The 11,187-nt window shown below is 41.1% G+C and carries 9 protein-coding genes; 4 read left to right on the plus strand and 5 right to left on the minus strand.

Annotated features, from left to right (window positions below; all coding sequences use genetic code 11):
• Window positions 1-172: 172 nt before the first annotated feature.
• The 5 genes from AC04Q1_RS26330 to AC04Q1_RS26350 all read right to left on the minus strand — a co-directional run bounded on the left by AC04Q1_RS26330 (window position 173) and on the right by AC04Q1_RS26350 (window position 4,122).
• Window positions 173-529 carry a bleomycin resistance protein gene (locus tag AC04Q1_RS26330; protein ID WP_478367502.1) on the minus strand — a complete coding sequence of 119 codons (357 nt, stop codon included), beginning with the start codon at window positions 527-529 and terminating at the stop codon, window positions 173-175.
• Window positions 530-591: 62 nt separating this feature from the next.
• The gene (locus AC04Q1_RS26335; protein WP_478367503.1) at window positions 592-1,146 is read right to left on the minus strand and encodes a Crp/Fnr family transcriptional regulator; all 555 of its coding nucleotides are present in this window, start codon (window positions 1,144-1,146) and stop codon (window positions 592-594) included.
• A 1-nt stretch (window position 1,147) separates the two neighbouring features.
• Window positions 1,148-1,813 carry an HAD family hydrolase gene (locus AC04Q1_RS26340; protein WP_478367504.1) on the minus strand — a complete coding sequence of 222 codons (666 nt, stop codon included), beginning with the start codon at window positions 1,811-1,813 and terminating at the stop codon, window positions 1,148-1,150.
• Between the two features lie 24 nt (window positions 1,814-1,837).
• Window positions 1,838-2,998: an esterase-like activity of phytase family protein gene (locus AC04Q1_RS26345; RefSeq protein ID WP_478367505.1), complete on the minus strand. Its 1,161-nt coding sequence runs from the start codon at window positions 2,996-2,998 to the stop codon at window positions 1,838-1,840.
• Window positions 2,999-3,258: 260 nt separating this feature from the next.
• On the minus strand, window positions 3,259-4,122 hold the full coding sequence (locus AC04Q1_RS26350) for a DUF6515 family protein (RefSeq protein ID WP_478367506.1): 864 nt from the start codon (window positions 4,120-4,122) through the stop codon (window positions 3,259-3,261).
• Window positions 4,123-4,394: 272 nt separating this feature from the next.
• Between AC04Q1_RS26350 and AC04Q1_RS26355 the strand changes: the two genes are divergently transcribed.
• From AC04Q1_RS26355 to AC04Q1_RS26370, 4 genes are all read left to right on the plus strand, one after another.
• Complete coding sequence (locus tag AC04Q1_RS26355; RefSeq protein WP_478367507.1) at window positions 4,395-6,266, plus strand: CocE/NonD family hydrolase; 1,872 nt, start codon at window positions 4,395-4,397, stop codon at window positions 6,264-6,266.
• 124 nt (window positions 6,267-6,390) lie between these two features.
• Window positions 6,391-8,256, plus strand: a complete 1,866-nt coding sequence (locus AC04Q1_RS26360; RefSeq protein WP_478367508.1) for a CocE/NonD family hydrolase — start codon at window positions 6,391-6,393, stop codon at window positions 8,254-8,256.
• 127 nt (window positions 8,257-8,383) lie between these two features.
• Window positions 8,384-10,036 (plus strand): M1 family metallopeptidase, encoded by a 1,653-nt coding sequence (locus AC04Q1_RS26365; RefSeq protein WP_478367509.1) that lies wholly within the window; start codon window positions 8,384-8,386, stop codon window positions 10,034-10,036.
• A 113-nt stretch (window positions 10,037-10,149) separates the two neighbouring features.
• Window positions 10,150-10,881: a head GIN domain-containing protein gene (locus AC04Q1_RS26370; RefSeq protein ID WP_478367510.1), complete on the plus strand. Its 732-nt coding sequence runs from the start codon at window positions 10,150-10,152 to the stop codon at window positions 10,879-10,881.
• Window positions 10,882-11,187: the final 306 nt, after the last annotated feature.

Genomic DNA, 11,187 nt, shown 5'->3' on the forward strand with positions numbered 1-11,187 from the left:
CCAGGAATTACTGCACGTTCATTTCCAGATTCCTAAATAAATTCCAACAGACCAATATTTAAATCGGAATGTTCAATAAATCAATGACCAATAATCAATGTCTAATGGATCAATAAACTAGCGACAAATAGACAATTGGCAATTTGCAGTTACTAATGACCAATGAACCAACCTAAACTCCCTGTCCGAAGGTTAATAAATTACTGTCCGGGTCGAGCATGGCAAATTCCTTTTGTCCCCAAGGTTTTGTCTGCAGGTGCCCGTTAGGATGAATTCCGTCTTTAACACCCGACATTGTTTTATAAAGTGCCTCAATATCATTGGTACGGATATAAACCTGACCGTAGTTTTCTTTGGGATCGAGTGCTTCGAATAAGAAAAAGTGAATTTGAACCTGGTCTTTTTGTACCATCAGGTAATCCTTAAAGTCGGCAGTCCCAATATCTTGAAAGCCTAATTGATTGACATAAAAGTCTCTGGTGATTCTTTTATCACGCATCGGAAGTTTCGGGTTAATTTCTGTAAGCATATGTTTTTATTTCAAAAATGGATATTTTTTTGAAAAGCAGCGCTTGATCGAGATCAGGAAATTTAGTGTTTTGCCCTCACCCTGCTCAACGTTTCCGCAGTAATTTTAAGATATGAGGCAATCATTTTAACCGGAAAAACCTGCACGATAGGCGGTTTGGCCTTTTTGATGTAATTGTATTTTTGGATCGGACTTAGGGCATTGTCAAACAGATAAGTCCTGTGGCTGGTCTGGTCGAAAATGCTGGCCAGGCGCAAAAAGGCTTGCGAGCTGGCAATCAGACTGTGCAGGTTCATTAAACTCAATTCCAGCACTTCCGATTGCTCAAATGCTTTGATCGTGGTATCGGATGGCGCCTGATTGATCAGGCTGGGATGGTTAAACATCCACTCTTCTGGCAGATGCAGGTCGATAATGGTTTCAGTTAACCCATCGGAATGAAATTGATAAAAAGATCCTGATAAAATAAAATAGACAGATTTGCAAATCTCACCCACATGCAAAAGCGCCTCATTTTTATGGAACGACCGGTGAACAATATGCTCTTCAAAAAGAAGCACCTCGTTATCGGAGAATTGCCCAACATGGCTTAAGATTTCCTGAGCGGTCATATTCATATTAAATCAATCCTTTTTCCAGCATAAAGGTTTTAGCGTTTGCAAAACTGAGGAACAGCTCATCGGCGATCTTCAGTTTTTGGTGCGCGCGCACATTATTCTGAATGGCGTAACAGGTAATACCTGCAGCCAGGGCCGATTTAACACCGTTTAAGGTATCTTCAAACACAATACATTCATCCTTTTCTAACCCCAGGCGTTCCACACAAAGATTGTAACTTTCAGGATGCGGCTTAGAGTTACTTACATCTGTACGGGTAATAAACAGACTAAAATATTTGGCCAGGCCGTTCCGCTCAAAAACAGCTTCTACATCAACTTTAGGACTGGCCGTAACCACAGCAAGTGTAAGTCCTTTTTCATAAGCAAACCGGATAAATTCTAATGCATATGGCATTAAAGCGATATCAGTTGACCTGAAACCATCAAAAGTGATCTTTTCCCTCCTATTGATAAAACCATCCAATTCTTCATCAATATGATATCGATTGATAATGGTCTTTGCATTTTTAGGTAAAGGGATTCCGGCGTAATTGCTTAGCCAGTCTTTAAAATCGATCGCAACTCCATAATCGCATAAAAAGGTATTCCAACAGTCGAAATGAAACTTTTCCGAATCAATTAATGTACCATCTAAATCGAAAAGCAACGCTTTTATTTTACTCATTATCTATTTTAAATTGGAACTGGATTAGGGAATAACCTCAAAAAGAAAAAACTGCTGTACCTGCGTTTTTCCGAAATTATTATCTACACAAAAAATTAAAGATTGATGTCCGTTGGGTAATTTTGGACCGAAGGTTACCCCTTCAAAATTATCGATATGCCTGTTTAAAGTATCAAAATCGAAAAGCAACTTCTTCGTTAAGGGCTTTGGTGGATTTTGTACAAAGGATGTATTGTCGATTTCATTTTCCGCGCCATTCAGATCCGCCAGATACAGTTTTAAAAAGGTATGATCATCATGTCCTTTCGCCCAGGCCCTTTCCATCACCAGCAGGGTATGATTATTAACCGCTAGTATCTCGGAAATGCCATTCACATTCCAGTCATTTTCGACGGTAGGCTTAACAGGCAAGGCATCGAGATTATAGGCGTATTGGGCAACATTCCTTTTAGTTGCCACATCGAATTTCAAGATGCGGGTTAAGGCTTTGCCGTAACCAAAAGAAGACTGTGGCCCATCCTGATACAAGGGCTCTTCTAAACTGGCGTATAATGTTTTATAATTATCGGCGTAAGTTAAACCTTCGAACAAGGCATTCTTTCGCGGGCCGTTCTCCGCTTTGGTAAAATGAAAGCCTTTGGGCAGTGGAATGGTATCCAGGAATTTCCCCTCGGTAGAAATAAAAGTCAAACTGGGTTGAACAATTGTAGTATCTCCGTTTTTAAACAGCCTTTCACCTTCACTGCTCCAGATTAACTGTTGGTTTAATGGGTTATAACGTACCGATTCGCCATCTGGTTTGACGCTTTTATCGGTACCGTATTTAGGATATGGCTTCCCATTTTCCTGCAGCATATAAGTAACTCCAGTGATGCGAACGGTATCAATTTTATTTTCTTTAATATCAATCTGTGCAGAATAAATCCTGGCCGGACTAAACTGCGATGGATCATCACTGATGAGATAATATTGATTTTGCTTTACATCATAATCAATCCCTGATAAACCACCAACAACTGTATTCTGGAAAGTTGGGTTCAAGGGCATGATGTATTCGTGGAGAAATTTAACCGACGAAATATTGGTTTCTACTTGCTTAACCGCAGCATATTTTGTTACCGAGCAGGAGGAGAGTAAAATAGCAAAAAGAGCATAAACAAAGAAGAATTGGCGTATAGGTTTCAAATCGAAATGTTTAGGTTGCAAAAATATGTTTTTTTGATGCAACAATTTATAGTTTTTGCCACGGAGGCTCAGATGAGCACGGAATAATCATATCCTGGATAAGGTACTGACTACAAAAATATCTCCGTGTCAATCCGTGTATCCGTGGCTAAAAAATTCGGCCACAGATGAAGACACAAAACAAAAACAGTCGGATGGGAACATCCGACTGCGCTTCTTTGCAAAAATAGATACTGAGACAAGTTCAGTATGACGTATTGCTAAAACAACTTACCAATCACACGGTAAGTAACATTTGTTCCGTCTACTATTTCTTCATAGTACACATCATCAGGTGAAACAAAGTACTTTTCATTTTTAATGGTTACTTCTCTACATCCCTCTGGTAACTGGTCAATAATATCACCTATATTATGCGTATCAACCGGACCATCAGTTGTATTTAAAACCCCGTCTTTTCCGGCCACCACATATATGGTTTTACCATCGGCATTTTCTTTTTGTGTATAATAAACACCTTTATATTCGTAATAATCAACACCATTAATGGTAACCTGATTTGCATCCGATGGCAAGTTTGGAACCTCAGCACCTACTGGTGGGGTTACCACTTCATACTGACTGTCATTTTGTTGATAGAATAAACCTCCGGAATAATAAAACTGATTGGCACCATAGTAAAAAGGATAATATCCATAAGGCAATACGCCAATCCTGAAACCTAAAAACGGTCTGTAAAAATTGTAATAACTGTAGTATGGCCTGTAATAAGGTCTACCATACCCCGGACGGTAACCGTAACCTGGTCTACCATAACCTGGTCTGCCATATCCCGGGCGATAACCTACAACTGGATGGCTACCCGGTCTGTTATAACTGTAATTTGGCCTTGAGCCCCGGCCACCATTGCCTGGCGAATAGCTGCCTCTGTTTGGTGCCTGCATAGAAGGTTGTCTGGAAATAGAACCTCCACCTCTCGATGGGCCTATAGAACCTGATCTGCCCCCTCCGGATGAACCTCCGCCCCTGCTTGGTCTTTGTGCAGAAACGCTTTCGATACTTAAGGTTGCAATCATCGCTGCTGCAGCGAAAACAACCCATGCTTTATTTAATAACCTATTCATTTTATTGTGTTTAATTCGATTATCTATATGACGGTGAAAATCCTTAAAAGATTATCCCTTAACAGTATTTAACTAAATTTTGATAAAGTGATGACGAATGAAACATCTGGTATTTAACGCTGATACAGAAGGGAAAGGTCGAAACCCATTTTCCATTGTACATCTGCCATCCTACCTCTTCCGTTTTCCATCTTAACAAACCTTTTACGGCGTGTTTTTTTTAATCAATCGTTAATCACCTATATTTAAATTTTATTTCTAAAACTAAACAAATGAACTTTACCAGAATTTTCAGTCTACTATTTTGTCTGCTTATTTCTAATGAATTACTAGCCCAGCAAACTGATTCGGCATACGTTAGAGAAAACTATACCAAAATTGAACGCCAGATCCCCATGCGGGATGGAGTTAAATTATTCACTTCCATTTATATACCCAAAAATCAATCCAAAAAATATCCATTTCTGATTAACCGTACACCTTATACAGTTGCACCTTATGGTGAAGATAAATATAAGCTCAGTTTGGGTAATTTCCCGGCGATGATGCGCGAAGGATTCATTTTTGTTTATCAGGATGTACGCGGCCGCTGGATGAGCGAAGGTACATTTGCCGATATCCGTCCGCAAGTGACTGGTAAAAAGAACAAAACTGCCATTGATGAAAGCACCGACACCTACGATACCATCGATTGGCTGGTTAAAAATGTAAAAGGCAATAATGGTAACGCCGGGATTTACGGCATTTCGTACCCTGGTTTTTATTCTACCACATCATTGCCAAATGCACACCCGGCTTTAAAAGCCGTTTCACCACAGGCTCCGGTTACCGATTGGTTTATGGGTGATGATTTCCATCACCGAGGTACTTTATTTTTAATGGATGCCTTCAGTTTTATGGGCAGTTTTGGTGTTCCCCGTCCTAAACCCATTACGCCTGATAAAGGCCCAAAAGGTTTTCGGTTTCCTATTCAGGACAATTACCGTTTCTACTTAGAAGCCGGATCGGTTAAAAACCTGAAAGACAAATATTTTGCAGATAGTATTAAATTCTGGAACGATTTATTTAAACATCCAAATCTGGATACCTTTTGGAAAGCACGTTTAATTACGCCACACTTAACCGGTGTAAAACCAGCTGTGATGGTGGTAGGCGGCTTTTTCGATGCTGAAGATGCTTACGGAACCTTTGCAACTTATAAAGCCATCGAAAAGCAGAATCCAGGTGCAAATAATATTCTAGTGGCCGGTCCCTGGTTTCATGGCGGTTGGGTACGCAGCGATGGTTCTTATTTTGGTGATATCCCTTTCGGAAAAACCACCAGTATCGATTACCAGCAACAATATGAACTGCCTTTCTTTAAACATTATTTAAAAGGTGAAGGTGATTTTAATGCTGCTGAAGCAAATATTTTTGTAACGGGCAGCAACGAATGGAAAAAATTTAAAACATGGCCGCCACAAGAAGTAGAAAGCAGAAACCTGTATTTACAGCCTAACGGAAAACTGGCTTTCGAAAAAGTGGGCAGAACCGATAGCTGGGACGAATATGTAAGCGACCCGAATAACCCGGTTCCCTATCAGGATGGCATCCAGGCTAAACGTACGCGTGAGTATATGATCGACGATCAGCGTTTTGCGGCCCGCCGTCCGGATGTTAAAACTTATCAGACCGATGCCTTAACGGAAGACCTTACCTTAACCGGCCCGGTTTTAGCCAATCTTGTAGTTTCTACTACAGGAACAGATGCCGATTATGTAGTTAAACTGATCGATGTTTATCCCGAAGATGCGCCAAACCCGGTACCGAACCCGAAAAATCTGATCATGGGTGGTTACGAGATGCTGGTACGTGGCGAGATTATGCGTGGCAAATACCGCAACAGTTTCGAGAAACCTGAGGCTTTTGTTCCTGGCGCAATTACCAAGGTAGATTATCCACTGCCAGATGTTGCACATACTTTCAAAAAAGGGCATAAAATCATGATCCAGATCCAAAATTCCTGGTTCCCTTTAGCCGATCGCAACCCACAGAAATTTATGGATATTTATCAGGCAGAACCACAGGATTTCCAGAAAGCTACACACAAAATTTATCACGACGTACATAACAGCTCTTATATAACTGTTTCAGTGTTGAAATAAAACTGCGCGCGTGCGTTAATTACAAATCGTTTTTAACGATGAACAAACCGAACATACCATTGCCCCGGTTCGTGTCCCCACGAACCGGAACAGTACCAAAATTCTTAACTTATTATTCTTAAAAATGAAATACTTAAAACTCCTCATTATCCTGCTTTCAGCCTCTTCTGCCTTTGCGCAGGGCGATGCAGGATATCCAAAAGCCAACTATACCAAAAAAGAAGTGTACATCCCCATGCGCGATGGTACTAAACTTTTCACGGCCATTTACACGCCTAAAGATGCGGCAAAGGATAAAAAATACCCGATGATTATGCAGCGCACCTGTTATAGCGTTGCCCCTTATGGCGAAGATAAATTCCCTGCGCGTTTAGGCCCTTCAGAACTGATGATGAAAGAAGGTTATATTGTCGTTTATCAGGATGTTCGCGGCCGCTGGAAAAGCGAGGGTACCTGGACCAACATGACCCCGGTTATCGACAACAAAAAAGGCAAAAAAGATGTTGATGAAGGATCAGACACTTACGATACCATTGATTGGCTGGTTAAAAACGTAGCCAATAATAATGGTAAAGTTGGTCAGTGGGGCATTTCTTATCCTGGCTTTTATACCGCAGCAGGAATTCTAAGCAACCACCCTGCCTTAAAAGCATCATCGCCGCAAGCACCGATTTCCGATTTCTTTTTTGATGATTTCCACCACAATGGATCCTTCTTACAGAGTTACTTCTTCACCTTCCCGGTATTTGGTGTACAGAAAACCGATACCACTTCAAAACCCTGGTACAATAACCAGATGATTTTGCCAAAAACAAAAGATGGTTATCAGTTCGCTTTAGATCTTGGCCCACTAACCAATGCCGATAAATATTATAAGGATAACTTCTTCTGGCAGGAAACTGTTAACCATCCTAACTATGATGAGTTTTGGCAAAAACGTGGTCTGTTAAAACATTACAATACCGTTAAACCAGCGGTGATGTTGGTTGGCGGCTGGTACGATGCCGAAGATTTATCAGGTCCTTTGAATATTTACAAAACCATCGAAAAGAAAAACCCTAATGCGTACAATACGATTGTAATGGGACCCTTTGGGCATGGCAGATGGAGCCGTGAAACCGGGCACACCATGCATAGCAATGTATATTTTGGTGATAGCATCGCTACCTTCTACCAAAAAGAAATCGAATCGAAATTCTTTAACCATTTCTTAAAAGGCAATGGAGATAAAAACTCAGGCCTTCCAGAAGCTTATATGTTCGATACGGGCAAAAAAGAATGGGAAACATTTACCAAATGGCCGACAGAAAAAGCAAGCAAACAAAAACTATATCTAAGTGCCGACGGTAAACTGAGCATGACGGCTCCTGCTGCTGCGGGTTCCGTAAATTACATCAGCGATCCGCTAAAACCCGTTCCTTATACTGAAGATTTAACCACCACATTGGGTTTTACGCCACACAACTACATGAGCGAAGACCAACGCTTTGCGGGCAGAAGACCAGATGTATTGGTATACCAAACCGAGGTACTGGATAATGATATTACTTTGGGTGGTGAAATCATGTCGCACCTTAAAATTGCCACCACAGGTACCGATGCCGATTTTATCGTTAAACTGATCGACGTTTACCCTGCAGATGAACCCAACAATCCTTACATGCCAAATAAGAACATTACCTTAAGCAATTACTGGCAAATGGTACGTTCGGAAGTGATGCCCGCCCGTTTCCGAAACAGTTTTGAAAAACCTGAGGCTTTGGTGGCCAATCAAAAAACCGATGTGAATTTTCAATTGCAGGATGTATTGCACACCTTTAAAAAAGGACACCGGATCATGATCCAGGTACAAAGTACCGCATTTCCTTTATTTGCGCGTAACCCACAAAAATTTGTAGACAACCCTTATAAAGCAACAGAAGCAGATTACATTAAAGCTACCCAAACGGTATTTAACGATAGCTTTATCGAAGTTGACGTGATAAAATAACACCAATCGCCGCGCACACGCGTTTCTAACACCTGTGTAAACGGCCAATCGTTTTTAACGGTTTATAAAAAATACCACGCCCCGGTTCGTGTCTCCACGAACCGGAAATTGGTCAACCCATACACAAATGAAAAAATTACTACTCATCCTTGCAACTACCCTCAGCATTTCAGTTGCACAGGCACAACTACTCGGCAAAAACCAGGTAAACTCCCGGGCAGATAGCCTTCGGGGAACACTCACTCCCTTACGTACCTGTTACGACATCAACTACTATCACTTAGATGTAAAGGTCGATATCGACCAGAAATCGGTAAGCGGAAGCAACGAATTTGCTTTTACCGCTACGCAGGATTTTACCAAACTACAGTTCGATCTTTTCGATAACTTAAAAGTGGAAAAGGTGGTTTACGAAGGTGCCAATTTGCCTTTTAAACGAGAATACAATGCTGTTTTTGTTACTTTTCCTAAAGCAATAAAAAAAGGTAACAAAGATAAATTCACCGTTTATTATTCAGGCAATCCTACAGTAGCCAAAACACCGCCCTGGGACGGCGGTTTTATCTTTAAAAAAGATGCCGCTGGCAATCCTTTTGTTTCAGTAGCCTGCCAGGGACTTGGCGCCAGCGTATGGTGGCCAAATAAAGATCACCAAAGCGATGAAGTAGACAGCATGTTGATCAGCATTACTGTACCGAACACCTTACAGGAAATATCAAACGGAAGGTTGAGAAACACGGTCGATAAACCCGATGGCTACAAACAGTACAACTGGTTTGTGGGCAACCCCATCAACAATTACGATGTAACCTTTTACATTGGCAAGTACGCACACTGGCAAGATAGTTACGATGGCGAAAACGGTAAACTAAGCATCGATTACTGGGCTTTACAAACTGATAGTGCAAAAGCGCGTCCGCATTGGGACGCTGATGTTAAACCCATGCTAAAATGTTTCGAATACTGGTTTGGCCCTTATCCATGGTACAATGATGGCTACAAACTGGTTGAGGCACCCCATTTAGGCATGGAGCACCAAAGTGCCGTAGCTTATGGCAACCAGTTTAAAGCAGGCTACTTAGGCAGAGATTTAAGCGGAACAGGCCATGGTTTAAAATGGGATTTCATCACCATCCACGAAAGCGGCCACGAATGGTTTGGCAACAACATTACCGCAAAAGATATTGGCGATATGTGGATCCATGAAGGTTTTACCAACTATTCCGAAGTATTATTTACAGAATGTACCGAAAACAAAGCGGCGGCAGATGAATATGTAATCGGACTCCAGAAAATCATCAGTAATGATATCCCGGTAATTGGTCCTTACGGCGTGAATAAAGAAGGTTCAGGTGATATGTATCCAAAAGGTGCAAACCTGATCAGCACCATCCGCCAGCTGATCAATAACGATGAAAAATTCAGGCAGATCCTCCGTGGATTAAGCAAAACATTTTACCACCAAACCGTAACTACCGCTCAGATCGAAAATTATATGGCGAAACAGAGCGGTTTAAAATTGGATAAGATTTTCGATCAGTATTTACGCTATACCAAGATTCCTGTTTTAGAATATAAAATCGATAAGAGCATTTTATCTTACCGCTGGTTAACCGATGTTAAGGGTTTCGATATGCCTGTACGCGTAACATTAAAAACGGGTGCTTATACCTTAATCAAACCGACAAACGATTGGAAAACCGTTAAGGTTGATGCCAGTATAAATGCTGACAATTTCAAGCACGATCCATTGTTTTATATCAACACTAAGAAAGGGTAATATTGGTAACAGCGGAGTCGAAGGATAAATTTTCACTTTGTGCAACTTTTCGGCAAAACAACCGTCTTATTAGAAAAAGACCATTATTCATCTAAAAAATAAAATCTATAATCATGAAAAAAGTATTTGCAATATTATTGGCATCATTAACACTAACCGCTGGCATTAAGGCAACTGCAAAAAACGGTGCAACCATCAGTGTATTAAGCAATAAAAGCGACGACCGCGAGGTTAAAAACTTTAACGGTGTTGCCGGGGCGGGTCCAATCAACATCATCGTAACTTTAGGCAATACCGAAAGCTGCCGTTTAGAAGGCGATGCAGAGGCTATCGCTTCAATTGTTACCGAGGTAAAGGGCAATGTATTGATCATTCGTCCGCAAACCAGCATTACAAGCTGGACTAGAAAATACGAAGGCAAAAAAATTACCGCTTACGTAACTGCAAAAGAGTTGGCGAGTTTGACGGTAAGTGGCGAAGGAAGTTTAACTGTAAATGGAAAAATCAGCACAGGAAGCCTAACCACGACCCTAAGCGGATCGGGAAGTATTAAAGCAACAGCAGATGTAGACAACTACAGCGGTGTAATCAGCGGATCAGGTGCAATAAACATTACAGGTGGTGCAGACCATGCAAAGGTGGTGATCAGCAGTTCAGGTACTTTTAGCGGGAAATCTTTTTCAACCAAAACGTTAAACAGCACCATTAGTGGTTCAGGAACTGTAAATATCGCTGTAAGCGAAAGCATCAGAGCAGTAATCAGCGGATCGGGAAGCGTAAATTATTCTGGCGATCCTACCGTTGATAAAACCATTGTGGGTTCAGGAAGAGTAAGAAAGGTATAGTAAATCAATATTAAATACATGAAACGCCTCGAAGAAATTCGGGGCGTTTTTTTGTTCTGCCGCCATGGTTCGTGCCTCCACGAATCGTATGTCTGTGATAAAGTTTATATTCTTAAGACGATCGTCATGCTAAATTTATTTTATTAGCCATTTCTATATTTTTTAATGGTCTAATAGCTCCTTCGTGGTCAGCATCTTTCCCGCAAGATGGATCCCGAAATGGCTTTACGGCCTAGCTACCCGCTGTGCTCTCTAAAAAAACAGATTTATTCCATGATATGGAAATGGGCATGCAGTAATTCCTGA

It is taken from the genome of Pedobacter humicola (assembly GCF_056490705.1).

Coding starts and splice junctions, on each gene's coding strand:
- AC04Q1_RS26330 (WP_478367502.1), bottom strand. CDS start 529: ATGCTTACAGAAATTAACCCGAAACTTCCGATGCGTGATAAAAGAATC.
- AC04Q1_RS26335 (WP_478367503.1), bottom strand. CDS start 1,146: ATGAATATGACCGCTCAGGAAATCTTAAGCCATGTTGGGCAATTCTCC.
- AC04Q1_RS26340 (WP_478367504.1), bottom strand. CDS start 1,813: ATGAGTAAAATAAAAGCGTTGCTTTTCGATTTAGATGGTACATTAATT.
- AC04Q1_RS26350 (WP_478367506.1), bottom strand. CDS start 4,122: ATGAATAGGTTATTAAATAAAGCATGGGTTGTTTTCGCTGCAGCAGCG.
- AC04Q1_RS26355 (WP_478367507.1), top strand. CDS start 4,395: ATGAACTTTACCAGAATTTTCAGTCTACTATTTTGTCTGCTTATTTCT.
- AC04Q1_RS26360 (WP_478367508.1), top strand. CDS start 6,391: ATGAAATACTTAAAACTCCTCATTATCCTGCTTTCAGCCTCTTCTGCC.
- AC04Q1_RS26365 (WP_478367509.1), top strand. CDS start 8,384: ATGAAAAAATTACTACTCATCCTTGCAACTACCCTCAGCATTTCAGTT.
- AC04Q1_RS26370 (WP_478367510.1), top strand. CDS start 10,150: ATGAAAAAAGTATTTGCAATATTATTGGCATCATTAACACTAACCGCT.